Annotated in this window: 21 protein-coding genes and 1 tRNA gene; 13 read left to right on the forward strand and 9 right to left on the reverse strand. The window is 64.8% G+C overall.

The window, feature by feature from the left end; genetic code table 11:
• Positions 1 to 3: 3 nt before the first annotated feature.
• Both ACZ5TO_RS04715 and ACZ5TO_RS04720 read right to left on the reverse strand, forming a co-directional pair.
• The gene (locus tag ACZ5TO_RS04715) at positions 4 to 1926 is read right to left on the reverse strand and encodes a bifunctional 5-dehydro-2-deoxygluconokinase/5-dehydro-2-deoxyphosphogluconate aldolase (RefSeq protein ID WP_464799729.1); all 1923 of its coding nucleotides are present in this window, start codon (positions 1924 to 1926) and stop codon (positions 4 to 6) included.
• 102 nt (positions 1927 to 2028) lie between these two features.
• Positions 2029 to 2901 (reverse strand): MurR/RpiR family transcriptional regulator, encoded by an 873-nt coding sequence (locus ACZ5TO_RS04720; protein ID WP_464799730.1) that lies wholly within the window; start codon positions 2899 to 2901, stop codon positions 2029 to 2031.
• 139 nt (positions 2902 to 3040) lie between these two features.
• Between ACZ5TO_RS04720 and ACZ5TO_RS04725 the strand changes: the two genes are divergently transcribed.
• Together ACZ5TO_RS04725 and ACZ5TO_RS04730 are read left to right on the forward strand one after the other, a co-directional pair.
• Positions 3041 to 4162 (forward strand): Gfo/Idh/MocA family protein, encoded by a 1122-nt coding sequence (locus ACZ5TO_RS04725; RefSeq protein WP_464799731.1) that lies wholly within the window; start codon positions 3041 to 3043, stop codon positions 4160 to 4162.
• A gap of 87 nt (positions 4163 to 4249) precedes the next feature.
• A complete protein-coding gene (locus tag ACZ5TO_RS04730) occupies positions 4250 to 7585 on the forward strand; it encodes a caspase family protein (protein ID WP_464799732.1) in 3336 nt (1111 codons plus the stop codon).
• A gap of 116 nt (positions 7586 to 7701) precedes the next feature.
• On the opposite strand, the gene ACZ5TO_RS04735 is transcribed toward ACZ5TO_RS04730, so the two are convergent.
• The 3 genes from ACZ5TO_RS04735 to ACZ5TO_RS04745 form a co-directional block, all read right to left on the reverse strand.
• Positions 7702 to 7791 (reverse strand) — tRNA-Ser (locus ACZ5TO_RS04735).
• A 171-nt stretch (positions 7792 to 7962) separates the two neighbouring features.
• The gene (locus tag ACZ5TO_RS04740; protein ID WP_464799733.1) at positions 7963 to 8874 is read right to left on the reverse strand and encodes a tyrosine-type recombinase/integrase; all 912 of its coding nucleotides are present in this window, start codon (positions 8872 to 8874) and stop codon (positions 7963 to 7965) included.
• Positions 8875 to 9017: 143 nt separating this feature from the next.
• A complete protein-coding gene (locus tag ACZ5TO_RS04745) occupies positions 9018 to 10028 on the reverse strand; it encodes a porin (RefSeq protein ID WP_464799734.1) in 1011 nt (336 codons plus the stop codon).
• 624 nt (positions 10029 to 10652) lie between these two features.
• On the opposite strand from ACZ5TO_RS04745, the gene ACZ5TO_RS04750 reads away from it, so the two are divergent.
• Positions 10653 to 11672: a porin gene (locus ACZ5TO_RS04750; RefSeq protein WP_464799735.1), complete on the forward strand. Its 1020-nt coding sequence runs from the start codon at positions 10653 to 10655 to the stop codon at positions 11670 to 11672.
• Positions 11673 to 11768: 96 nt separating this feature from the next.
• Here ACZ5TO_RS04750 and ACZ5TO_RS04755 read toward each other — a convergent pair whose 3' ends face one another.
• Complete coding sequence (locus ACZ5TO_RS04755; RefSeq protein ID WP_464799736.1) at positions 11769 to 12644, reverse strand: alpha/beta fold hydrolase; 876 nt, start codon at positions 12642 to 12644, stop codon at positions 11769 to 11771.
• Positions 12645 to 12731: 87 nt separating this feature from the next.
• Complete coding sequence (locus ACZ5TO_RS04760; RefSeq protein ID WP_464799737.1) at positions 12732 to 14801, reverse strand: lytic transglycosylase domain-containing protein; 2070 nt, start codon at positions 14799 to 14801, stop codon at positions 12732 to 12734.
• A gap of 324 nt (positions 14802 to 15125) precedes the next feature.
• Here ACZ5TO_RS04760 and dapA point away from each other — a divergent pair, with 324 nt between their 5' ends.
• Both dapA and smpB read left to right on the forward strand, forming a co-directional pair.
• Positions 15126 to 16010, forward strand: coding sequence for a 4-hydroxy-tetrahydrodipicolinate synthase (dapA, locus tag ACZ5TO_RS04765; protein WP_464799738.1), 885 nt, complete (start codon positions 15126 to 15128; stop codon positions 16008 to 16010).
• Positions 16010 to 16489, forward strand: coding sequence for an SsrA-binding protein SmpB (gene smpB / locus ACZ5TO_RS04770; protein WP_184144712.1), 480 nt, complete (start codon positions 16010 to 16012; stop codon positions 16487 to 16489). The genes dapA and smpB overlap by 1 nt, the downstream gene beginning before the upstream one ends.
• 63 nt (positions 16490 to 16552) lie before the next feature.
• Here smpB and ACZ5TO_RS04775 read toward each other — a convergent pair whose 3' ends face one another.
• On the reverse strand, positions 16553 to 17026 hold the full coding sequence (locus tag ACZ5TO_RS04775; RefSeq protein WP_464799739.1) for a hypothetical protein: 474 nt from the start codon (positions 17024 to 17026) through the stop codon (positions 16553 to 16555).
• Between the two features lie 164 nt (positions 17027 to 17190).
• Positions 17191 to 17766, reverse strand: a complete 576-nt coding sequence (locus tag ACZ5TO_RS04780; protein ID WP_464799740.1) for a LabA-like NYN domain-containing protein — start codon at positions 17764 to 17766, stop codon at positions 17191 to 17193.
• 411 nt (positions 17767 to 18177) lie between these two features.
• Here ACZ5TO_RS04780 and rpoZ point away from each other — a divergent pair, with 411 nt between their 5' ends.
• The 8 genes from rpoZ to era all read left to right on the forward strand — a co-directional run bounded on the left by rpoZ (position 18178) and on the right by era (position 24825).
• Positions 18178 to 18579: a DNA-directed RNA polymerase subunit omega gene (rpoZ, locus tag ACZ5TO_RS04785; protein WP_184144709.1), complete on the forward strand. Its 402-nt coding sequence runs from the start codon at positions 18178 to 18180 to the stop codon at positions 18577 to 18579.
• Positions 18580 to 18688: 109 nt separating this feature from the next.
• Positions 18689 to 20917 (forward strand): RelA/SpoT family protein, encoded by a 2229-nt coding sequence (locus ACZ5TO_RS04790; RefSeq protein ID WP_464799741.1) that lies wholly within the window; start codon positions 18689 to 18691, stop codon positions 20915 to 20917.
• A gap of 167 nt (positions 20918 to 21084) precedes the next feature.
• A complete protein-coding gene (locus ACZ5TO_RS04795; protein ID WP_184144707.1) occupies positions 21085 to 21237 on the forward strand; it encodes a DUF3563 family protein in 153 nt (50 codons plus the stop codon).
• 105 nt (positions 21238 to 21342) lie between these two features.
• Positions 21343 to 21912, forward strand: coding sequence for a DUF2062 domain-containing protein (locus ACZ5TO_RS04800; protein WP_184144706.1), 570 nt, complete (start codon positions 21343 to 21345; stop codon positions 21910 to 21912).
• Entirely contained in the window at positions 21909 to 22319 is a 411-nt protein-coding gene (gene acpS / locus ACZ5TO_RS04805) for a holo-ACP synthase (protein WP_184144705.1), read from the forward strand. Before ACZ5TO_RS04800 ends, acpS begins: the two co-directional genes overlap by 4 nt.
• A 66-nt stretch (positions 22320 to 22385) precedes the next feature.
• Positions 22386 to 23156, forward strand: a complete 771-nt coding sequence (gene lepB, locus ACZ5TO_RS04810) for a signal peptidase I (RefSeq protein WP_184144704.1) — start codon at positions 22386 to 22388, stop codon at positions 23154 to 23156.
• A complete protein-coding gene (gene rnc, locus ACZ5TO_RS04815) occupies positions 23153 to 23872 on the forward strand; it encodes a ribonuclease III (RefSeq protein WP_464799742.1) in 720 nt (239 codons plus the stop codon). The genes lepB and rnc overlap by 4 nt, the downstream gene beginning before the upstream one ends.
• Positions 23873 to 23880: 8 nt before the next feature.
• Positions 23881 to 24825 carry a GTPase Era gene (gene era / locus ACZ5TO_RS04820; RefSeq protein WP_464799743.1) on the forward strand — a complete coding sequence of 315 codons (945 nt, stop codon included), beginning with the start codon at positions 23881 to 23883 and terminating at the stop codon, positions 24823 to 24825.
• Positions 24826 to 24998 lie beyond the last annotated feature (173 nt).

Consider the following 24998-nt stretch of genomic DNA (forward strand, 5'->3'; position numbering starts at 1 on the left):
CTCTTACAGCCCACGCGTTCTCAGCCAGGCGTCGGTCAGCGCGCGGAAGCGGCCGGCCATGTCGGCAATGGCCGCCTCGTCGTCCATCCGGCCGGCCATCCAGGCGCGCGCGGCCTCGATGAAGATCGTGCGGCCGACGGCAAAGCCCTTGACGGCCGGCGCCGACTTCGTCGCCTCGAAGGCCTTCACCAGTTCCTCGGCCGGCGCTTCGAGGCCGAGCAGCACGATGCCGCGGCACCACGGGTCGTTCTTCGCGATCACCGCCTCGATGTTCCGCCACGCGGCGCTCGATGCCTGCGGCTCCAGCTTCCACCAGTCCGGCTTGATGCCGAGGTCGTAGAGTTCCTGAAGCGCCGTCGAGACCGTGTCATCCTCGAGCGGCCCGTTCTTGCCGGCGATGATCTCGATCAACAGTTCGCGCCCGACGCGCCGCGCCGCCTCGAAAAGCGTGCGCAGCTTCTCCTGCTGCTCGGTCTTCAGCGCCGCCGGATCGCCCGGATGATAGAAGCACAGGCACTTGATGCAATGGTCGACCGGCCATTCCACGAGCTGCGAGCCGATATCCTGGCTGAACTCGAAGCGCAGCGGTTTCGATCCCGGCAGCTCGACGGGCCGGCCGAGCCAGGTGAAATCCTTCGTTGCGGCGTCGAAGAAGGCCTCGCGCCCGAAGCGCTCGTCGATCAACATGCCATAGCCGGGCCGGCCTTCGGCGACCCGCGCGGCGGCCTCGACGGTGAGGCGCTTGAATGCGGAGATCTTCTCGTGCGGCACGCCGAGCTCGTCGGCGATGTCGACGAGCTGCATGCGGTGGTCGCAGGCGAGCGCCATGAGGAGGGGGATGTCGCCCTGCTTGCGGTTCGTCGCCCAGTGGATATGGTTGATTGCCGCGTCCTTGCGCAGCGCCCGGTGTTTGCTGCCGTTCGCAAGGAAGAAGGAAAGCTCCTCCCAGCTCGGATATTCCGGCGAGCAGAGCAGGCGCGAGACGGCGAAGGCGCCGCAGGCATTGGCCCATGTCGCGGAGGTGGCGTGGTTCTCGCCAGTGAGCCAGCCGCGCAGGAAGCCGGACATGAAGGCATCGCCCGCGCCGAGCACGTTGTAGACCTCGATCGGAAAACCCTGGCCGACGACGCCGTCCTCCAGATCGTCCGAGATCGGCCCGTCATAGACGATACAGCCCATGGCGCCGCGCTTGAGGACGATGGTGGCCGGCGAGACGGCGCGGATCGCCTTCAGCGCGGAGAGGACGTCGTCGGCGCCCGAGGCGATCATGATCTCCTCTTCCGTGCCGACGATGAGGTCGCAGTCCGGCAGCACGGATTTCATGATGGCCGAGACGCGGTCGGATTTCACATAGCGCTCGAAGCCTTCGGCGTGGCCGGCAAGGCCCCAGAGGTTCGGCCGATAGTCGATGTCGAAGATGACCTTGCCGCCCGACTGCCTGGCGATGCGGATCGCCTTGCGCTGCGCCGCCTCGCTGTCGAGCCGCGAGAAATGCGTGCCGGAGACGAGCACGGCGCGCGAGGAACGCACGAAGGCTTCGTCCACGTCGCCCTCGTCGAGCGCCATGTCGGCGCAGTCCGTGCGCACGAAGATCATCGGCGAGACGCCTTCGGCCTCGATGGCGAGCAGAACGAGCGCCGTCAGCCGTTCCTTATCCGTCTTGATGCCGTCCACATTGACGCCCTCTCGCGCGCATTGCTCGCGGATGAAGCGGCCCATCTGCTCGTCGCCGACGCGCGTGATGAGTGCGGACCTAAGGCCGAGACGGGCGGTGCCGATGGCGATGTTGGCCGGGCAGCCGCCGACGGATTTGGCGAAGGAGGCGGTGTCCTCGAGACGCGTGCCGAGCTGCTGGCCGTAGAGGTCGACGGAGGAGCGCCCGATGGTGATGACGTCGAGCGTCTTGTCCTGGTCAATGGTCGGCATGTCTTCCCTCCGGTCTTGCGGCATCGTGCACGCCGCGCGGTATTGCCGGAAAATGAAACATGAATTCCATTATCCTGTCAATTCGGAACAAGTATTCCGTTTCTATTCCATGGCGTTCCGCGGTGCGCCTCGCCTGAGGCTGCGGCGCCGTTCCGCGATGGCGACGGGCAGGGCCATGGCGAGCGCCATCGAGGCGGAAAGCGAACGGAAGCCGGCATGGTCCGCCTCCGACACTTCCAGCCAGTGGGCGGCGGCGGCCGCGAGCGGCGAGAAGACCGAATCGGTGATGGCGACGATCGGCACGCCGCGGGCGGCGAGCGCCTGCGCCTGCGCCAGGCTTTCGGCGGCATAGGGCGCGAAGCTGGCGGCGAGCACCGCATCCCTTTCCGTCGCGAACCCGGCGATTTCCGCGTCGATGCCGTTGGGCGAGGCGATGGTCTGGTGGCGGATGCCGAGCTTGCCGAAGGCATAGGCGATATGCGCCGTCAGCGGGTAGGAGCGGCGCTTGGCGACGAGGTAGATCGTCTCGGCCCGGGCGAGCAGGTCGACGGATTTCGAGAAGGTCCGCCCGTCGATGGTGCCGGCAAGGCGCGAGAGGGACTGGCTGGCCGCGTTGATGAAGCCGGAGAGCAGCTCCGTGTCGCTGTCGGCCGATGCGCCGGCTTCAAGAGAAAGAAGGCGTTCCTCGTAGGAAAGCGTGCGGTCGCGCAGGCGGGCGCGAAAGACGTTCTGCAGGTCGGAAAAGCCCTCGTAGCCGAGGTGATGGGCAAGGCGCACCAGCGTGGAGGGCTGCACGTCCGCTGCCGCGGCGATGCTGGCGGCGGTGCCGAAAGCCATGTCGTCCGGGTTGGAAAGCGCATAGGCCGCGACCTGCGCAAGCCGCTTGGGCATGGCCGCCTTTCGCTCTATGATGACGCTGCGCAAGCTGTCGAAATCGCGCGGCACACGCGCAAGGGCCGCTTCGCTGTTGTCCATGGATCCATCCTTTTGCCTGCGGCCATTCTGCGACAAATGAAATAAATATTCCATATGGTTGCGAAGGATAGTTCTCGTTCCAGATCTTTCCCGTTACGGATAACGCGGAGATGCCGGCAAAGCGGATGGAGGAGATGTCATGAAGGCTTTGGGAGTAGGCTTGGTCGGCACCGGCTACATGGGCAAGTGCCATGCGCTCGCCTGGAACAATGTCGCCGCCGTCTTTGGGGATGTCGAGCGGCCCCGCCTCGTGTTCCTCGCCGAGGCCAATGCGGAGCTTGCCGCCGTCCGCGCCCGTGAATTCGGTTTCTCCCGCTCGACGGGCGACTGGCGCGAATTGCTGTCGGATCCGGCGGTCGACGTCATCTCTATCACCACGCCCAACCAGTTCCACGCCGAGATGGCGATCGCCGCGCTGGAAGCCGGCAAGCATGTCTGGTGCGAAAAGCCGATGGCGACCTCGCTCGCCGATGCCGAACGCATGCTCGCCGCCCAGCGCTCCTCCGGCAAGGTGGCGATCATGGGCTACAATTATATCCAGAACCCGGTGATGCGGCACATCCGCTCGCTCATTGACGAGGGGGCCATCGGCACGGTCAACCATGTGCGCGTGGAGATGGACGAGGACTTCATGGCCGATCCCGAGGCGCCCTTCTCCTGGAAGAGCGAGGCGGCCTCCGGCTACGGCGCGCTCGACGATTTCGCCGTGCATCCGCTCTCGCTGCTGTGGAGCCTCTTCGGCCATGTCGAGGCCGTCATCGCCTCGCTCGCAAAGCCCTACGCGGACCGTCCGTTGAAGGACGGCGGGCGCCGCGCCGTGGAGAACCACGACATCGCCAGCGTCCTCATGCGCCTTCCCGCCGGCATTTCCGGCGTGCTGATGGCCAACCGCTCCGCCTGGGGCCGCAAGGGCCGCATCGCCCTCCAGGTCTACGGCTCGAAGGGCTCGATCCTCTACGACCAGGAGCGCATGAACGAGTTCCAGCTTTACACCACCGCCGGCCGGCCGGCCGAGCAGGGGTTTTCGACCATCCTGACGGCCCCGCACCACAAGCCCTACAACCGCTTCGTGCCCGCGCCCGGCCACGGCCTCGGCTTCAACGACCTCAAGGTCATCGAATGCCGCGAGCTGATCGCCGCCATCGCCGGCATGGCCACCCACTCCATCGACTTCAACCACGGCCTTCGCATCGAGAAGTCCGTGCACGCCATGGCGCAGTCCTTCCGCGAGGCGCGCTGGGTCGATGTGCCCGATACGTGATATTTCCGAAAAAAATCCGCGCGCGGCCGCATTGAAACGGCCCATGCCATACGTAATACTCTCGGCAATAATGCCGGAGGGAAGGGCATGTTCAGGCGAATGACGAACCGCTGGGCGCCGGTCTTGTTAGTCTCCATCGCTGTCGTTGTGTTCAATGCGGGCGCCGCCGAGGCCAAACGCGTTGCGCTTCTGATCGGCAATGAGAAATACGAGGAGACCGCCCCGCTCAACAATCCTGCCAACGACGTGGAGCTGATGCGCTCGGCGTTCGAGGCGGCGGGCTTCGATTCCGTGAAGACCGTCTTCGATCTCGACCGCGCCGCCATGGTCAAGGCGCTGCGCGAGTTCGAGGACGAATCCGTGGATGCGGAAATGGCCGTGGTCTACTACTCCGGCCATGCCATGGAGATGAACGGGGTCAATTATCTCATCCCCGTCGACGCGGCGCTGAAGAGCGATCGCGACGTGGAGGATGAGAGCGTCGCCATCGACCGCGTGCAGCGCTCGCTGGAAGGCGCCAAGAAGCTCAAGCTCTTCATTCTCGATGCCTGCCGCAACAATCCCTTCGCCGCCTCGATGAGCCGGTCCATCGGCACGCGCGCCGTCACCCGCGGCCTTGCCCGCGTGGAGCCCGAATCGGCCGACACGCTGATCGCCTTCGCCTCGAAGGCCGGCACGGTGGCGCTCGACGGGGAGGGGCGGAACAGCCCCTTCGCCACGGCGCTCGCCAAATATCTCACCGAACCCGGCCTCGACGTGCGCATCGCGCTCGGCAAGGTGCGCGACGAGGTGGTGGAAGCCACCAACCGCGAGCAGGAGCCCTTCGTCTACGGCTCGCTCGGCGGCGCGCAGATATTCCTGAACATCAAGGAAGTGAACATCAACGTCACCAACAGCGGCAACACGCAGGAGGTCTCGCCGAACGGCCAGTCGGAAGCGGCTGCCGACTGGCAGAACATCCGCGACCTTGCCGACGAGGAACTGCTGAACGCCTTCCTCGCCAAGCACGGCAAGGACCCGGTCTACAAGATGCTGGCGGAAAAGAAGCTCGCCAGCCTCAAGGAGGCGACCGAGAACGAAGGGCAGGATGCGGCCGGCATCGCCTGGGAGGCATTGAAGGAATCGACCGACGCGGCCGCCCTCCAGCGCTTCATCGAGCGCTATCCGGGCAGCAGGCATCGCGCCGACGCCGAGCACCTGATCGCCGCGCTGGAGCCGAAAAAGGGCCTCAGCGTCGATGTCGCCGGCAAGGAGACGCCGGCCTCGCGGGACTGCTTCCTGCTGGCCGGCGAGCCGCAGTCGCTGCCCGGCTTCATGGGCGTCGCCTTCCTGAAGATCGATGCCAAGCGGGCGCTCGCCGCCTGCGCGCAGGCCGTCAACGAGAACCCGTCCGACGGCATGCTCGTCAACCTGCTCGGCCGCGCGCACGATGCCGACCGCAACTATGTCGAGGCGCGGCGCAACTACGAGAAGGCGATCGAGCTCGGCAACATGTATGCCATGACGAACCTCGCCTGGTTCTCGGTCTACGGCACGGACGGACCGGTCGATGTCGCCAAGGGCCTCTCGATGTTCGAGAAGGCGGCGATCGCCGGCAATTCCTATGGCCAGGCCTCGCTCGGCTGGCTCTACCGCGAGGGCTACGGCGGCACGCGGCAGGACTATAACGAGGCGGTGAAGTGGTACCAGCAGTCCGCCAACCAGGGCTATGCCAATGCCATGGCGACGATGGGCTGGTTCTACCGCGAGGGCCTCGGCGTTTCGCAGGATTATGTCCAGTCGCTCGCCTGGTATCGCAAGGCGGCGGACGCGGGCGATGCCAACGCCATGTCCTCGCTCGGCTGGGCCTACCAGAACGGCCTCGGCACGGCTCAGGATTATGCCGAGGCCAAGGTCTGGTACGAGAAGGCCGCCAATATCGGCGATTCCTACTCGATGGCCTCGCTCGCCTGGCTCTATGACGTCGGCAACGGCGTGAAGCAGGACTATGTGGAGGCCCGCTACTGGTACGAGAAGGCGGCCAATGCCGGCAGCGCCTATGCCATGGGCAATCTCTCGCGCCTCTACGACCAGGGCCTCGGCACGCCGGCGGACGCCAAGGAAGCCGTGCGCTGGGCCGCGGCCGCCGTCGAAAGCGGCGATCCGGGCAAGCTGAAGGAGATGAAGGAGACGCCCGCCAACTTCACCGTGGCCTTCCGCCAGGGCATGCAGGACCTGCTGCGTGAGCGCGGCTACTACAGCGGCACCTCGGACGGTGAATTCGGCCCCGCGACGCTTGCCGCCATCGACAAGCTGGCGGCCGGCCGCAACGACGTAACGCTCTCGAACACCAACACCACGACGGACACGTCGACGACGGTGCTCGGCGGTTCGGATATCGACCAGTGCTACGAGCTTGCGGGCGAGCCGAACCTGCGTCCGGGCTTTGCCGGCAAGCTCTTCGCGCAGATCGACTACGGCCGGGCGATCCCGGTCTGCGAGGCCGCGCTCAACGCCAACCCGTCGGACAATTCCGTCCGCAACATGCTGGGCCGCGCCCATGACGCGGCGCGCAACTACCCGAAGGCCCGCGAGCACTACCAGAAGGCCGCCGACGAGGGGAACCTCTACGCGCTGACGAACCTTGCCTGGTACTCGATCTACGGCACGGACGGCCCGGTCGACATGGCCAAGGGCACGCGCATGTTCGAGGAGGCCTCGAACGCCGGTAACCCCTATGCGCAGGCCTCCCTCGGCTGGCTCTACCGCGAAGGTTACAACGGCACGCGCAAGGACTATGACGAGGCGATCAAGTGGTATCGCAAGGCCGCCGAGCAGGGCTATGCCAATGCCGAGGCGACCATGGGCTGGTTCTACCGGGAGGGCCTCGGCACGGCGAAGGACTATGCCGCCTCGCTCGACTGGTACAAGAAGGGCGCGGAAGGCGGCGACATCAACGCCATGTCCTCGGTCGGCTACGCCTATCAGGCGGGCCTTGGCGTTCCGGTCGACTATGCCGAGGCGCGCAAGTGGTACGAGAAGGCGGCAGCCTTCAACGACTACTATTCGATGGCCTCGCTCGGCTGGCTCTATGATGTCGGCAACGGCGTGACGCAGGATTATGCCCAGGCCCGCGACTGGTATGAGAAGGCGGCCAACGGCGGCAACACCTATGCCATGGGCAATCTCTCGCGCCTCTACGACCAGGGCCTCGGCACCCGCGTCGATGCGAAGGAGGCCGCCCGCTGGGCCGCCGCCAGCGTCGAGGGGGGCGATGCCGGCAAGCTGCAGGAGCTGAAAGGCTCGCCCGCGAACTTCACGCCGCAGTTCCGCAAGGAATTCCAGCAGATACTGAAGGACCGTGGCTACTACAACGGCCCGATCGACGGCGACTTCGGCGCCTCGACCCAGAACGCCATAGACCGCCTCGCCGCCCGCACCTGAGGCGCGGCACCGTGAAAGCAAAGCCGCTGGAAGCAAGCCGGTTTCCAGCGGCTTTCGTTCGGGCGAAAGGCTTCGCACAAGCGGCGCATCATGAAAGATGGGACAAGAAGGGGGACTGGCGGAGAAGAAGGGATTCGAACCCTCGATACCGTTTCCGGTATACTCCCTTAGCAGGGGAGCGCCTTCGACCACTCGGCCACCTCTCCGCTCGCGGTTTCAGTATGCGGCATGGCTAGGGATTGCAAGGCCTTTTTCGATGTTATGCCGAAGATTTTGCTGCCGAACCGCCGTCTTGCGCAAGAGGGCAGGGCAGGGAAACCGGCACGTTTCCGGAGCCGCCGCGAAGTCCTTCGCGGAGGCGGAAACGGGTGCGGGCGCTACTTCGTCTCCGTGCGTGCGGCGCGCTCCAGGATCGGCACGCAGATGTCGAGGTCTCCCGAGGCGAGATGCGCATAGCGCATGGTCATCTGCAGGGTCTGGTGACCGAGCCAGGTCTGCACGCGGCGGATGTCGATGCCGCCCTGGACGAGGCGTGACGCGCAGGTATGGCGCAGGATATGGGGCACGACGTCCGGTTCCGCCCCGAGCCCGACCTCATGCTTCGCCTCGTTCCAGGCCGCGCGGAATTTCGCCTGGACGATACTCGTGAAGGGGCCCCGCCGTGTCCGGTCGGAGGCCTGGAGCGCGAGCGCGGCCCGCTCGGTCAGCGGAACGGAGCGGCTCCGGCCGTTCTTGGTGAGCCAGAACGTCACGCGGTCGCCCTGAATATCCTGCCAGTGCAGGCCGATGCCTTCGCCAAGCCGCGCGCCGGTATCGATCAGAAAGATACAGAATCGGCCGTAGATCTCCGATTTCTCGAAGATCGCCGCGAAAAGCCGTGTTTCCTCGTCCGGCTCCAGAAAGCGGATGCGCCCCGCCTTCTCCTTGAGCCGCTGGAATTCCGGCAGGCCGCGAATGTCGCCCATCTTGTGCGCCTTGCGGAGCAACTTGCTCAGCGCCGCCAGCTTCCGGTTGATCGTGGCGTTGCTGTTGCCCCGCTTGCGCAAGGCACTAATCAGCCGGTCCAGCATCTCGTCCGTGAAATCGGAAAACGCGGCACCGAACAGGATTTCGTCGAGCTCGCCGATGAAGGAGGAGACATTGTATTTATGCGAGCCCGGCTCCCACAGGAGATCCACATAGCGCTGAAGAAGGGTGCGGAGGCTTGTATGTTGAGTTGTTTCGTTATCTATGCCTGAAAGCTGATAAGTAAGTGAATAAATGCCGTTCGTTTGGGTGTGCTGCCACATGCTGACCCCGTTGCGCCCTTTTCAGTCGCGCCTTGGTTGCATCAAATGGTTAATAGCCCCTGCTACATTAGCCCCCAGAAATAATAAAAACACGAAAACCCGGCACGAAGGCCGGGTCCCCGCTATATGAAAAGCCGTAAGGCTTAGAAGTTACGCTGCAGACGCAGGAAGCCGGTGGTGGTGTCGTCACCACCGTCGACATCGGTGTAGTTAACCGTAGCGAGCAGGTCGAGGCCCTGGGTGATGCCGTAGCCGACCGTCAGGCCAGCGGACCACTTGTCAACACCGGAAGCGAAGCCGACATCGCTCCAGTACTGAATGCCGGGGGTGATCGTCAGCTTTTCCGAAGCCTTGAAGGCGTAGGAAGCAGCAACCGTCCACTCAGCTTCGCTGTAGTAAGCGTTTGCGTCGGAAGCCCAGAGGCCAGCGAGCTGGAAGGTGCCCGGGCCGACGTCAGCCGACAGGATGGCGCGGATTGCGCCTTCTTCGGCGTCGGTGTCGTACGAACCGAGCAGGTCGATGGAAACACCACCGAGAGCAGCCGTTACGAGGCCGGTCACGCCGACGCCGTTCGAAGCCGGAGCAGCAACCGTGCCGGAGCCGAGTTCATCAACCGACAGAAGAGCGGAGAAAGCGCCGCCTTCATAGGTGTACGAGACCGAGTTGAAGACGTTGCCGGTGTGCAGGTCGTCGGTTTCGCCGTTGATGCCCTTGTCCCACGGACCGTAGATCAGACCGACCTTGAAGCCGCCGAGCTGGATGTAGGCTTCGTCGACATAAGTGTCCGACGTGTAGGTGTCGACGTCAGCTTCGAGAGCGATGTAGCCCGTCAGCGTGCCGAGTTCGGTGTCGGACTTGGCGTCGACCGTCAGGTAAACCTGCGTGCCAGCGTCCCAGTCAGACGTGCCGATGTCCGAGGTCGTGTCATAGATGTCGACGTCCGGACCGAAGCTCGTCTGGAAGCGAACGTAGCCGCCGATCTTGAGGCAGGTTTCGGTGCCCGGGATGTAGAAGTAGCCGGTGCCGAAGGCGTCGCAGACGCGAACGTATTCCATGGGTTCCGGTTCGGCAGCGACGATAGCGTCGGCAGCCTGTGCGCCGGAGACTGCTGCGAAGGCAGCAGCGGAGCCGATGAGAAGGCTCTTGATGTTCATTTTCTGACCTCCAGTCAAAAAGGCCGGGGCGTGCGTTTTGCCGATGGAGGTCAACTTCTGGCAGGCTCGCTGTATATAGAGTACGCCACGAGAAGCGCCCGGCTCCCTGGAAGTCGGAGGAATCTCGGCCGATTCCGTTACGGATTCGCCTCGCCACGGCCGGCGTGGCGATTCGAGGCCGATTCGAGCGGCGAAGCGGGAAAATGCCCTGCCCTTGCGGTCCCGCCTCACGCCGGAAAGATGGAGCGGCCATGGGAAAAGCGCCTTGCCGCCACCGCAAAGAGCCGGTTTTGCCGCGCTCCTGCCGGGATTGTGGCACGCCTTTCCCCATGGGCGGCATGGCTAAGTGCCCGCTTCATAAGGCATTTTGTTAAGAATCTTTAAACTTTTAGCAATCCTGTCGGCCATTTTGTGTCCTTTGCGCAACAGCGCAGGGCGAAGGCTGGCACAAACCCCGTCTCGTTTCAGTTTGGAGATTGCTTACACGAACGCGTCTTGTATTTTCGGCTTCGGAAGCAGGGGCGGTTGATCGTCCGCTTCCTGAACTTGGGGATGGGGCAGGGAACGCTGTCCTTCAGCAAAAAACCCAGACCCGTTTGAAACTTTTTGACTGGAGGTCAGAAAATGAACATCAAGAGCCTTCTCATCGGCTCCGCTGCTGCCTTCGCAGCAGTCTCCGGCGCACAGGCTGCCGACGCTATCGTCGCTGCCGAACCGGAACCCATGGAATACGTTCGCGTCTGCGACGCCTTCGGCACCGGCTACTTCTACATCCCGGGCACCGAAACCTGCCTCAAGATCGGCGGCTACGTTCGCTTCCAGACGAACATCGGCCGTGACGCTGGCTACGACAGCTCGAACGTCGCTTACAACTCGGATCCGGCCACCAGGTCGTCTGACTGGGATTCCGGCACGCAGGTTTACCTGACGTTCGACGCCAAGTCCGACACCGAACTCGGCACGCTGACGGGCTACATCGCTCTCGAAGCCGACAACGATGGCTGGGCCGGCGACGTCTACACCGACGAAGCCTACATCCAGCTCGGCGGCTTCAAGGTCGGTCTGATCTACGGTCCGTGGGACAAGGGCATCAACGGCGAAACCGACGACCTGCACACCGGCAACGTCTTCAACTCGGTCTCGTACACCTATGAAGGCGGCGCTTTCTCCGCTCTTCTGTCGGTTGATGAACTCGAATACAACATCGACCACTCGAACGGCGTCGGCGTGACCGGCCTCGTAACGGCTGCTCTCGGTGGTGTTTCCATCGACCTGCTCGGTTCGTACGACACGTACAATGACGAAGGCGCAATCCGCGCCATCCTGTCGGCTGACGTCGGCCCGGGCACCTTCCAGCTCGCTGGCGTATGGGCTTCCGACCCGAACGCATACTACGACGAAGCTGAATGGACGGTTGCTGCCTCCTACTCCTTCAAGGCGACGGAAAAGCTGACGATCACCCCGGCCGCTCAGTACTGGAGCGACGCTGGCTTCGTTTCCGGTGTTGACCAGTGGCGCGTTGGCCTGACGGTCGGCTACGGCATCACCCAGGGCCTCGACCTGCTCGCTACGGTTAACTACACCGATAACGACGCATCGGGCGACAGCACCGGCGGCTTCCTCCGTCTGCAGCGCAACTTCTAATTCAGAAGTCTAGCTGAAAAATAGCCCGCAGCCTCTTCGAGGCTGCGGGTTTTCTGTTTTGGGCAGCATGCGTTCCGCGAATAATGCGCGCGGGGCTTAGAAGTGCCCGAGGAACGCCTTTATCGGCGTGAAGACATCCGGGAGATGCAGGAGAGGGGCGTGGCCCTGGCCTTTGGCGAGCGTCGTTTCGACGGTCTTCCTGTGGGCCTGCATGCGCTCCAGCGTTTCGGCCGAAAGGATCCGGGAATGCTCGCCGTGCACGATGAGGAGCGGCTTTTCCGCCAGGCGCTCGAATTGCGGCCAGAGTGTCGGCAGCGGCTCGGTGAAGTCGATGGCCTTGAGCTGGTCCGTCAGCTTCGGGTCGTAGTCGGCAACGATGGGGCCGTCCCGGTCGGTGTAGAGGGCGTGGGCCATGTCCAGCCAATCGGCGGGCGCAAGGGCCGGGAAGGCGGCGCCGTGAAGATGGCGAAGGCCGGCCGCCGCCGCCTCGAAGCTGGCGGGCGTGCTGCGATTCGCAAGATAGTCGCGAATCTCCATGAGCCCGGCAGCCTCGATCTGCGGGCCGATATCGTTGAGGATCGCGCCGGTGATGAGGTCCGGCCGCAGGGCGGCCATCACATGCAGGATGAGCCCGCCGCGCGACGTCCCGGCGAAAAGGCAGCGTGAAAGGCCGAGCGCCGTGCAGACGGCGATCACGTCGTTGCATTCGACGGGCACGGTGTAGTTCGCCGGATCGGCATCGTGGGCGGAAAGCCCGCGGCCGCGGTAGTCGAGCGCGATCACCCGGCGGGGCGCGACGGCACCGCCCGCGACGAGAAGGGCGAATTGATGGAAATCCCGCGCGTTGCGGCTAAGCCCCGGCAGGCAGACGACGGGCAGCCGGGTGTTCCCGCCGCCGGCCGCGGGATAGTCGCGCGCATGCAGCCGCAGGCCGTCCGGCGCGGTGAAGAAGCGGCTGGTGAATTCGCTCATGTCGACAATGCCCTTTGCGCAATTTCCCCGCCGCCAGCGTAAAGAGGCCGGCGGGCCGGTTCAAGGGCAGGCAAGTTCTGCACCGCTCTATCGCCCGACGCTGAGGTCGTGCTCGATGTCGGCCTTCTGGCCGAGGCGGACCTTGTAGACCTGGTAGTTCTCCATCACGCGCTGCACATAGCTGCGCGTCTCGGAGAAGGGGATGCGCTCGATCCAGTCCACCACCTCGTCGACCGGCTTGCCGCGCGGGTCGCCGTAGCGGGCGATCCATTGCGGCACGCGGCGCGGGCCGGCATTGTAGGCGATGAAGGTCAGCACGTAGGAGCCACCGAATTCGCTGATCTGCTCGCCGAGATAATGCGCGCCGAGCGTGGCGTTGTAGCCGGCGTCGGTGGTGAGCTTTTCGCGCGAATAGGCGATGCCGTAGCGTTTGGCGACGCCCTCGGCCGTGCCCGGCATCAACTGGAGCAGCCCTTGCGCATTGGCCGGCGAGACGGCGGCGGGGTTGAAGGCGCTTTCCTGCCGCGCGATGGCATAGGCGAGCGCCTTGCCGGAGCCCGAAATGTTGGCCCCGTCCGGAATGACGCCGATGGGGAAGGCGAGCGCCGCGACGTCGATGCCGCGCCCGAAGGCGATCTTGCCGATCTGCAGGGAAAGCTGGTGGTTGCCGTCCTTTTCCGCGTCCGCGGCGAGAAGGGCGAGCTCGCCGGGGTTCGCCAGTTCGCCGGCAAGCGCCCGGTAGAGGCTGTCGCCGCGCCAGCCGTGGCCGGCGGCCTTCAGCCGGGCGATGGCTTGCACGGCCTCGCGCCCGCGGAATCGTGTCCGCTCCTCCTCCGTGGGCTTCGGATAGGCGACGTTCAGCGTCTTGCGGCCGATCCGCGCGCCGGCAAGCTGGCCGTAGAAGGTGCCCGGGAAATTCGCCGCCTTGGTGAAATACGCCTTCGCATCGCCCGGCCCGCCCTTTTCGGCGGCGCGCCCCAGCCAGTACCAGGCTCGCGAGAGCGAAAGCGGCCGGTCGGACGCTTGCAGGATGCGCTGGAAGTGCTTTGCCGCCGTCTTCGCCTCGCCGAGATCGCGCAGCGCATACCAGCCGGCATGGAATTCCGCCTCGACGATATCGGCCGGATCGTCGGCGCCGTGGCGTGCCGCGACCCGATAGGCATCGCGGTAGTCGCCGAGGTCGGCAAGGCCGCGGCTGACGATGCGCTGCTCGTTCCACCAGGCGCCCGGATTGACGAGGCGCGCCGGGTCCTCCGGCATTTCGGCGAAGAGCTTCGCCGCCGCGCGGTATTCCTCCCGGTTGCGCAGGTTGCGGATGCCAAGATAGGTGTAGGCCGGCTCCTTGCGCCAGCGCGCGTCCACGGCCTTGACGAGGTCGCCGGCATTGCGGGTCTTGCGGATGACGGCGGCCCAGGCGCGGTAGAGTGACTGCGCCTTGCCGAGATCGCCGAAGCGTTCGGCCTGCGTGGCGCGGTCGCGGTAGAGCAGCATCTCCATGCGGGCGAAATGATCCGAAACGGTCAGAAGGCCGCCGAATTCGCCGAGGATCCGGTCTTCGAGGTCGGTGGAAAGGGCTTCCTTCCGCCAGAAGGTGCGCAGGATCTCGCCGGCTTCAGTGCTCTTTCCGGTGGCAATCAGCGCCCGGGCGAGCACCGTGGCGCCCTCGGCCGTCTCCGGCCGGGTGGTGCCGAAGGCGGCAAGCACGTCGGCGGCCGGCGGGTTCTCGCGGGCGAGCGCGCGTTCGGAATGGGCGCGCAACGCCTTCAGCCCCGGCCAGCCCTTCAATTCGCGCTGGGCATTGGCGATCTCCCATGAGGGCACGCCTTTCTGGCCGGAAACGGCGATGGACCAGGTCAGGATATGCCGGTCGAGGCTGCCGGCGGGCAGGCGGTCGCGCGCGGCGATGGCGGCGGCCGGGTCCCGGTTGGAAAGCGCGTCGAGGCCTTCGCGCAGGTCTGCGCTCACGGGGGCGACGTCGCCGGCCCGCGGGATCGCGCTGGTGATGATGTCGGGGGAGGGCATGTCGGCGGCAAAGCCGAGCGGCTCGATGGCCGGCGTCGTGCCGCTCTCCGCCTCGACGGGCGAGGAGCGCAGCGCAAGCCCGGCGGCACCGGCCAGCAACAGGGCGCAGAGGGCGAAACTGTTTCTCGAGATCATGTCACGTCCCGCGGGGCTTCCGGGGCGGCGCGTACGACCTTCATGTCCCGCCCGTTCCCTGCCATCCATTAACCCTTTGTTGCCTTAACGAAACCTTACCGGCGCCGCTCACCAAGCCGTGAACGCCGCCTCTTTCCCTGCGACGGATCGCGGGCGGCGGATATTCGTCGGCCCCGGGCGCCGCCGCCCGGCCGCGGCGTGAAAAACGCCCGCCGCGCGGCTTGCCGCATCACCGTCACATGATTATTGTGCGGGCGTTTTTAACCACGGAATACGGCCAAAGCGTGTAAGCCCTCCGGGCGGCTCTGGCCTCAGGAGTTCTCGATGTTCCAGGGATCCATTCCCGCCCTCGTCACCCCGTTCACCGATGCCGGCGCAGTCGATGAAAAGGCCTTCGCCGCGCATGTCGAATGGTCGATCAGCGAAGGCAGCCACGGGCTGGTGCCTGTCGGCACCACCGGCGAGTCGCCGACGCTGTCGCATGACGAGCACAAACGGGTCGTGGAACTGTGCATCGAGGTCGCCGCCCGCCGCGTCCCGGTGATCGCCGGCGCCGGCTCGAACAACACGAAGGAAGCGATCGATCTTGCCCGCCACGCCGAGAAGGCCGGGGCGGATGCCATCCTCGTCGTCACGCCTTATTACAACAAGCCGACGCAGAAGGGCCTCTTCGCGCATTTCTCGGCCATCGCCGAGGCCGTGAAGCTGCCGATCGTCATCTACAACATTCCCGGCCGTTCGGTGATCGACATGACGCCGGAAACGATGGGCGCGCTGCACAAGGCGCATCCCTCGATCGTCGGCGTCAAGGATGCGACCGGCAAGATCGAGCGCGTCTCCGAGCAGCGCATCACCTGCGGCAAGGAATTCGTGCAGCTTTCCGGCGAGGACGCGACGGCGCTCGGCTTCAACGCCCATGGCGGCGTCGGCTGTATCTCCGTTACGGCCAATGTCGCCCCGCGCCTTTGCAGCGAGTTCCAGAAGGCGACGCTTGCCGGCGACTATGCCAAGGCGCTCGAATACCAGGACAGGCTGATGCCGCTGCACAAGGCGATCTTCATGGAGCCCGGCGTCTGCGGCGCGAAATATGCGCTGCACCGCATTCGCGGCCTGAGCCGCCTCGTCCGCTCGCCGCTCATGTCGACGCTGGAGCCGGCGACGGAAGCGGCCATCGACGCGGCGCTGCGCCATGCGGACCTTCTGAACTGATGGCGACGAAGGCACGCCCGACGACGATCAAGAAGATCGTGGCGGAGAACCGCAAGGCCCGCTACAACTACGAGATCGTGGATACCTACGAGGCCGGTCTGGTGCTGACCGGCACGGAGGTCAAGTCCCTGCGCGAGGGCAAGGCGAACATTGCCGAATCCTATGCCTCGGACGAGGACGGCGAGCTCTGGCTGATCAATTCCTACCTGCCGGAATATCTCCAGGCCAACCGCTTCAACCACGAGACCCGCCGGCGCCGCAAGCTGCTGCTCTCCAAGCGCGAGATCCATCGCCTGCGCGTGGCGATCAACCGCGAGGGCATGACCCTCGTGCCGCTGAAGATCTATTTCAACGACAGCGGCCGGGCCAAGCTCGAACTGGCGCTCGCCAAGGGCAAGAAGCTGCACGACAAGCGCGAGACCGAGAAGGAACGCGACTGGAACCGCCAGAAGGGCCGCCTGCTGCGCGAACGCGGCTGACGCGGAGCCTTTCCAGCCGAAGCGATATCGCTTCGGCATCGGACAATGCGACAAGACAAAAAACTAGAACTGGCTGTAGATCTGCGCGATCACCGACTGGCGGGCGGCATGGGCAAGCTCCGTGTTGCCCGTTTCCGCCGGAACGTCCGGCGAGGGCGCCGGGTTGGCGCTCGGCGTGCGCGCCGTCAGGAACGACGACAGCAGGGCGTTGAGTTCGCTGCTTTCCACGGCAAGCCGCGCGGACCCGTTGCGGCCGTTCGCCCCCTCTAGGTCCGTCGCCTGCGTGGCGGGGACGGCATAGGCGGGCAGGGCCGATGTGCCCGGCAGGCCGGCCGGCGTATAGAGGAAGCCGAGATCGCCGGTCTCCTCCGCCATATCGGACGGGGTGGAAACGCGGGTGACCGGCTGCGGCACGGCGAGCGCGGCGAGCGCGCTTGCGGCAGGCCGGCTTTCGGCGGACTGGGCCAGCGCGCGCGCTTCGAGCGCATTCGATACGGCCCGATAGCTGTTGCCCGAGAACGATACTGCGTCCACCATTTTTCCGGATGTCCTGATGCGAGATGAATTTCAGGTATCCGGAATATCAGCAGAGTCTTGAGGAACATTAACGGCGGGAAACGGGATTTGATTCAAGGTTTATGGAAGCTTGAAACGCCGCATTCCGCCGTTATCCGACTGCTGCTTCCGCCCGCCGGAAGCCCTCATTCCACGGCGCTTTCCACGGGCTCGGCGGCGCGCTGCGGGCGCTCGGAGGGATCGCGGCCGATTTCGGCCTTGAGCGTGCCGAGGTCGATGAAATAGTCGGCCTGGCGGCGCAGGTCGTCGGCGATCATCGGCGGCTGCGTCTGCATGGTGGAGACGACGGAGACCTTGCGGCCGCGGCGCTGGAGCGCTTCCACCAGCGTGGTGAAGTCGCCGTCGCCGGAGAAGATGACGAGGTGGTCGACGGTCTCGGACTGCTCCATCGCGTCGATGGCCAGCTCGATATCCATGTTGCCCTTGATCTTGCGGCGGCCGAGCGAGTCGGTGAATTCCTTGGCCGGCTTGGTGACGACCTTGTAGCCGTTATAGTCCAGCCAGTCGATCAGCGGGCGGATGGAGGAGTATTCCTGGTCCTCGATGAGGGCGGTGTAATAGTAGGCCCGCAGCAGGTAGCCGCGCTTCTGGAAGGCCTTGAGCAGCTTGCGGTAGTCGATGTCGAAGCCGAGTGTCCGGGAAGCCGCATAGAGATTTGCACCGTCGATGAAGAGGGCGATTTTCTCGCGGGGGTCGAACATATCTGGCAAATCCTTTTAAATAGAAGTTGAGGAAAACGGTTGGGTTTCGGTCGTACAGCGTCTTGCCGGATGCACTATCCGGTTGAATTAACTCTTTTTCATATAATCATCATTTAGGGCAGAGGCTCGCCGTTTCCAAGCAAATCTAGGTTGCGGAGGCGATTTTTCCCGCCGGCAACGTTTCAGCAGATTCAAGAGCTTCGGAATAGAGAAACAGTTCCCGCGTCTTACCCTATTTGTCCGATATTTTCCCCGTCCGCCTTCCGTAAGGGGAGGGCTCAATCAGGGGTTTGGCGTGGCGGGCGCAACACCTCGCGCGCGGGGGCGGGGGAAGGAAAAACTTGAATTTGTCGCCCGATGCCTGTATCGGGCATGCAAACTCCTGAAATTCTGGATCACAAAGGACAGGCAATGGCCCGTGTCACCGTTGAAGATTGCATCGACAAGGTCGACAACCGTTTCGAACTGGTTCTCCTTGCAAGCCATCGCGCCCGCCTCATCTCGCAGGGCGCCTCCATCACCGTCGATCGCGATAACGACAAGAACCCGGTCGTGGCGTTGCGCGAGATCGCCGACGAGACCCTTTCGCCCGACGACCTCAAGGAAGACCTGATCCACTCGCTGCAGAAGCATGTGGAAGTGGACGAGCCCGAGCCCGATCCGGCAAGCCTCATCGCCGACGACGCGACGACCGCGGTCATCGACGAGGACGAGGACCAGCCGGAGACGATCGCCTTCGACCGCATGTCGGAAGAAGAGCTGCTGGCCGGCATCGAAGGCCTCGTGCCGCCGGAAAAGAGCGACGATTACTGATTTCGGCGCCTTGCCGAAACCTTTGATATTGCGAATGCCGGTGCGCCCCTCGTAAGGTCGGGGCGCACTTTTTTTTGCCCCGCGCGAAGCGGGCAGGAGCCGACCGAGAATGATGCGTCAATATGAACTCGTCGAGCGGGTTCAGAAATACAAGCCGGACGTCAACGAGGCCCTGCTGAACAAGGCCTATGTCTATGCCATGCAGAAGCACGGGCAGCAGAAGCGGGCGAGCGGCGATCCCTATATCTCGCATCCCCTCGAAGTGGCCGCGATCCTCACCGACATGCGCCTCGACGAATCGACCATCGCCGTCGCGCTGCTGCACGACACGATCGAGGACACGACGGCGACGCGCGCGGAGATCGACGAACTGTTCGGCGAGGACATCGGCGCGCTCGTCGAGGGCCTCACCAAGATCAAGAAGCTCGACCTCGTCTCCAAGAAGGCCAAGCAGGCCGAGAACCTGAGGAAGCTGCTGCTCGCCATTTCCGACGACGTGCGGGTGCTGCTCGTCAAGCTCGCCGACCGCCTGCACAACATGCGCACCCTCGACCACATGTCGCCGGAAAAGCGCGCCCGCATCTCGGAAGAGACGATGGATATCTATGCGCCGCTCGCCGGCCGCATGGGCATGCAGGACATGCGCGAGGAGCTGGAGGACCTGTCCTTCCGCTACATCAATCCGGAAGCCTACGAGACCGTCACGCGCAAGCTGGAGGAGCTGTCCCAGCGCAACGAGGGCCTGATCCGCAAGATCGAGGAGGAGCTGCGCGAGCTCCTGGTCGTCAACGGCCTGCCGGACGCCCTCGTCAAGGGCCGGCAGAAGAAGCCCTATTCGGTCTTCCGCAAGATGCAGTCGAAGTCGCTCTCCTTCGAGCAGCTTTCCGACGTCTACGCCTTCCGCATCCTCGTCGACGACATTCCCGCCTGCTATGCCGCGCTCGGCATCGTGCACACGCGCTGGCGCGTCGTGCCGGGCCGCTTCAAGGACTATATCTCGACGCCCAAGCAGAACGACTACCAGTCGATCCACACGACCATCGTCGGCCCGTCCCGCCAGCGCATCGAGCTGCAGATCCGCACCAAGCGCATGCACGAGATCGCCGAATACGGCATCGCCGCCCATTCGCTCTACAAGGACCGCGAGAGCGCCAACGACGAGGTCGTGCAGTCGCCGCGCTCCAATGCCTATTCCATGCTGCGCCGGACGATCGAGTCGCTGGCCGAGGGCGACAATGCGGAGGAATTCCTCGAGCACACCAAGCTCGAACTCTTCCAGGACCAGGTCTTCACCTTCACGCCGAAGGGCCAGCTCATCACGCTGCCGCGCGGGGCGACACCCATCGACTTCGCCTATGCGGTGCACACCAATGTCGGCGACACCTGCGTCGGCGCCAAGATCAACGGCCGCATCATGCCGCTCGTCACCCGCCTCAACAACGGCGACGAGGTGGAGATCATCCGCTCCGGCATCCAGGTGCCGCCGCCGGCCTGGGAGGAGATCGTCGTCACCGGCAAGGCGCGCGCGGCCATCCGCAAGGCCACGCGCGCGGCCGTGCGCAAGCAATATTCCGGCCTCGGCTACCGCATCCTGGAGCGCACCTTCGACCGCGCCGGCAAGTCCTTCTCGCGCGACGGGCTGAAGCCCGTCCTTCACCGCCTCGGCCAGAAGGACGTGGAGGACGCCATCGCCGCGGTCGGCCGGGGCGAGCTCTCCTCGCTCGACGTGCTGCGCGCCGTCTTCCCCGACTACCAGGACGAGCGCGTGACGGTGAAGCCGAGCTCGGACGACGGCTGGTTCAACATGCGCAGCGCCGCCGGCATGGTCTTCAAGCTGCCCGGCAAGGCGAAGACGGCGCTGGAGGGCGGGGAGACGGAGACCGGCCCCGAGGCGCTGCCGATCCGCGGCCTTTCCGGCAATGCCGAAGTGCATTTCTCCGCCGGCGGCGCCGTGCCCGGCGACCGCATCGTCGGCATCATGGAGAAGGACAAGGGCATCACTATCTACCCGATCCAGTCGCCGGCCCTGCAGAAGTTCGACGACGAGCCGGAGCGCTGGATCGACGTGCGCTGGGACCTCGACGAGGCCAACAACACCCGCTTCATGGCGCGCATCATGATCAATGCACTGAACGAACCGGGCACGCTCGCCGAGGTCACGCAGGTCATCGCCACCAGCGACGTCAACATCCGCTCCATGTCCATGGCGCGCGTTGCGGCCGATTTCACCGAGGTGCATATCGACCTCGAGGTCTGGGACCTGCGCCAGCTCAACCAGTTGATCGGCCAGTTGAAGGAACTCCAGTGCGTTTCGACGATCAGCCGCGTCTTCGCCTGACGGTTCCATGCAATTTTGCGGCAGCCTGCCTCGATTGAGGCAGGTTTGCCCAAGTTTTGACCAGACGTTATGCGTCATTCGCATGGCTGCGTTGGAATAGTGTCGCTGGTGCCGGAGGGGCCTCGCTCCTATCTTCTGCGTCGGGAGGTAACCGAACGAGGTTTACCATGTTGAAGCAGATCAAGAATTTCACCCGCGCCCTGCGCATCCCGAACACCGAAGAGCGCGAGATGGCCTATCTCAACGGCGCCATCGACCGGATCGACCTGGAATACCGCCAGCGTCAGATCGACCGCGGCCTCTTCCGCCGTTCCTACTGATACCGACGGGCCGGGTGGCGCGGAAGGCCGCGCCACGACAGCCGGCCGCCCCGGCGCCTTCCGGCGCCATTGAAATGCCACCAAGGGATCGGCTATGTCTGGACCATGTTGTTCAGACGCAGAAAGAAGCCGTCCTGGCCTGAGCGGTTGCGCGAATTCTTCTGGCCGCGCAAGGGGGTTACGCGTCCCGCGCGCTATCTTGCCAAAAGGATACTGCGCCTTTCCGCCTCGCCCCATGCGGTGGCTGCGGGCGTTGCGGCCGGCACCTTCTCGGCCTTCACGCCGCTGCTCGGTTTTCACATCATCCTGGCGCTGGCGCTTTCCTACCTGATCGCCGGCAACCTGCTTGCCGCGGCGCTCGCGACGACCATCGCCAATCCCCTCACGATCCCGCTGATCGCCCTTGCCACCTTCCGCTCCGGCGAGGCGCTGCTCGGCATCCGCTCCACCGAGGCGATCACCGCGGCGGAACTCTTCCATCGCATGGAGCACCTGCAGCTTACCGAACTCTGGCAGCCGGTGCTGAAGCCGATGCTCATCGGCGCCGGCTTCCTCGGCGGCCTCACGGCCTTCCTCGCCTATGCCGCCACGCAGCTTGCCGTGCGTTCCTTCAAGGCGCGGCGCCGGGCGCGGCTCGCCGCCCAGGCCGTCCCTTTCCCCGGAGAACCTTCATGATCATCGGCATCGGCAGCGACCTCATCGACATCCGCCGGGTGGAGAAATCGCTGGAGCGTTTCGGCGCGCGCTTCACCGGGCGCTGCTTCACCGAGATCGAGCAGGCCAAGTCCGACGGGCGCAAGAACCGTGCGGCCTCCTACGCCAAGCGCTTCGCCGCCAAGGAGGCCTGTTCCAAGGCGCTCGGCACGGGGCTGGCGCAGGGCGTCTTCTGGAAGGACATGGGCGTCGTCAACCTGCCGGGCGGAAAGCCCACCATGCGGCTGACGGGCGGCGCGCTCGAACGGCTGAAGCAGCTCCTGCCGGAAGGCCACGAGGCGCGCATCCACATCACCATCACCGACGATTTCCCGCTGGCGCAGGCCTTCGTGATCATCGAGGCGCTGCCGGCCGGAACGCCGGGATGACCGGCCCCGGCGACTTTTTGGCCGGCATGATTTCCAATAGACAACCTTTCCTCTATAGAGGGCCCCATGTTTGCAAATAAGGACAAGTCCGCCGTGGCAGAGAAGACCGAGAAGGCCCAGGGCGGCCTGTGGGAAAACGTCAAGGTCATCATTCAGGCGCTTCTGCTCGCCGTGGTGATCCGCACGCTGCTGTTCCAGCCGTTCACGATCCCCTCGGGCTCGATGATGCCGACGCTGCTCGTCGGCGACTATCTCTTCGTCAACAAGTTCTCCTATGGCTATTCGAAGTATTCGCTGCCGTTCTCGCCGAACCTGTTCTCCGGCCGCATCTTCGCGAGCGAGCCGAAGCGCGGCGACATCGTCGTCTTCCGCTTCCCGCCGAACCCGGAGATCGACTACATCAAGCGCCTCGTCGGCCTGCCGGGCGACCATGTGCAGGTCAAGGACAGCATCCTATACATCAACGGCCAGCCCGTGCCGCGCGCGCATGACGGCTTCTTCCGCGCCGACGACCAGTACGACACCGGCGAGGACGTGCCCGTCTTCCGCGAGACCTTCGACACCGGCGTCAGCTTCGACACGCTCGATTCGCGCCCCGGCACGGTCGGCGACAACACGCGTGAATTCATCGTGCCGGAAGGCCATTACTTCATGATGGGCGACAACCGCGACAACTCGGCCGACAGCCGTTTCGACGTCGGTTTCGTGCCCGCCGAAAACCTCATCGGCCGTGCAAGCCTGATCTTCTTCTCGCTCGGCCACGACACCTCCTTCAGCGAAATCTGGAAGTGGCCGACGAATCTCAGGTGGGACCGGCTCTTCAAGGTCGTTGAATGAAGGGCGCCATCCCGCTGAACGACGTGAACCGCAAGGCCCTCGAGGAGCTGATCGGCTACGTCTTCACCGACAAGGACCGCCTCGACCGGGCGATCACGCATGCCAGCGCCCGCCCCGGCAAGGGCGTGAACTACGAGCGGCTGGAATTCCTCGGCGACCGCGTGCTCGGGCTCTGCGTCGCCGAGATGCTGTTCCGCACCTTCCGCGAGGCGAAGGAGGGCGAGCTTTCCGTTCGCCTCAACCAGCTCGTCAGCGCGGAAAGCTGCGCGGCCGTCTCGGATGACCTCGGCCTGCACCGCTTCATCCGCACCGGGGCGGACGTCAAGAAGCTCACCGGAAAAGCCATGCTGAATGTGCGGGCGGATGTGATAGAATCGCTGATCGCCGCCATCTATCTCGACGGCGGGCTGGAGGCGGCGCGCAGCTTCATCCTTTCCAACTGGGAGGGCAGGGCCGCCCGTGCGGAAGGCGCGCGGCGCGACGCCAAGACCGAATTGCAGGAATGGGCGCATGCCCGCTTCGGCGTGACGCCGAGCTACCGGGTGGACGAGCGCTCGGGACCGGACCACGACCCGCGCTTCACCGTGACGGTGGAGATCCGGGGCGTTGCGCCGGAAACCGGCATCGACCGCTCGAAACGGGCCGCCGAGCAGGCGGCCGCGACGAAAATTCTGGAACGCGAAGGCGTCTGGCCCAAGAGCCACGCCGCGGATTGACGGATATCATGACCGAAGAACACAACACCCCCGCCGAGACGCATACGAACGGTGAGGGCGCGACCCGCTCGGGCTTCGTGGCGCTCATCGGCGCGACCAATGCCGGCAAGTCCACGCTCGTCAACCGCCTCGTCGGCGCCAAGGTGACGATCGTCAGCCACAAGGTGCAGACGACGCGCGCCATCGTGCGCGGCATCGCCATCCACGACAACGCGCAGATCGTCTTCATGGACACGCCCGGCATCTTCAAGCCGCGCCGCCGGCTCGACCGCGCCATGGTGACGACCGCCTGGGGCGGGGCGAAGGACGCCGACGTCATCATGCTCCTGATCGACAGCGAGCGCGGCCTCAAGGGCGATGCCGAGACGATCCTGGAGGGCCTGAAGGAGGTCCGCCAGCCGAAGATCCTCGTCCTCAACAAGATCGACCGGGTCCGGCCCGAAGACCTCCTGAAGCTCGCCGCCGCGGCGAACGAGGCGGTCGCCTTCGAGCGCACCTTCATGGTCTCCGCGCTCACCGGCTCGGGCTGCACGGACCTGATGGACTACCTCGCGGCCGCCCTGCCGGAAGGCCCGTGGTACTATCCGGAAGACCAGATCTCCGACCTGCCGATGCGCCAGCTCGCCGCCGAGATCACCCGCGAAAAGCTCTTCCTGCGCCTGCACCAGGAGCTGCCCTATTCCTCGCATGTCGAGACGGAGAAGTGGGAGGAGCGCAAGGACGGCTCCGTGCGCATCGAGCAGGTCATCTATGTCGAGCGCGACAGCCAGAAGAAGATCGCCCTCGGCAAGAACGGCGAGGCGATCAAGGCCATCTCCATGGCCTCGCGCAAGGAGCTGTCGGAAATCCTCGAACAGCCCGTGCACCTCTTCCTCTTCGTCAAGGTGCGCGAGAACTGGGGCGACGACCCCGCCCGCTTCCGCGAGATGGGCCTGGATTTCCCGACGTCGTGACCGGGGCGGATTAGCCCCTCACCCTAACCCTCTCCCCGCAAGCGGGGAGAGGGAACTTGCCATGCATGGGGTTGGTGGATGGGGAAGCCGGAGCAGCATATCCCTTCTCCCCGCTCGCGGGGAGAAGGTCCCGGCAGGGGGATGAGGGGCCTTCACCCCGACCGTTTCTGAAA

It is taken from the genome of Shinella sp. Sh6 (assembly GCF_055392685.1).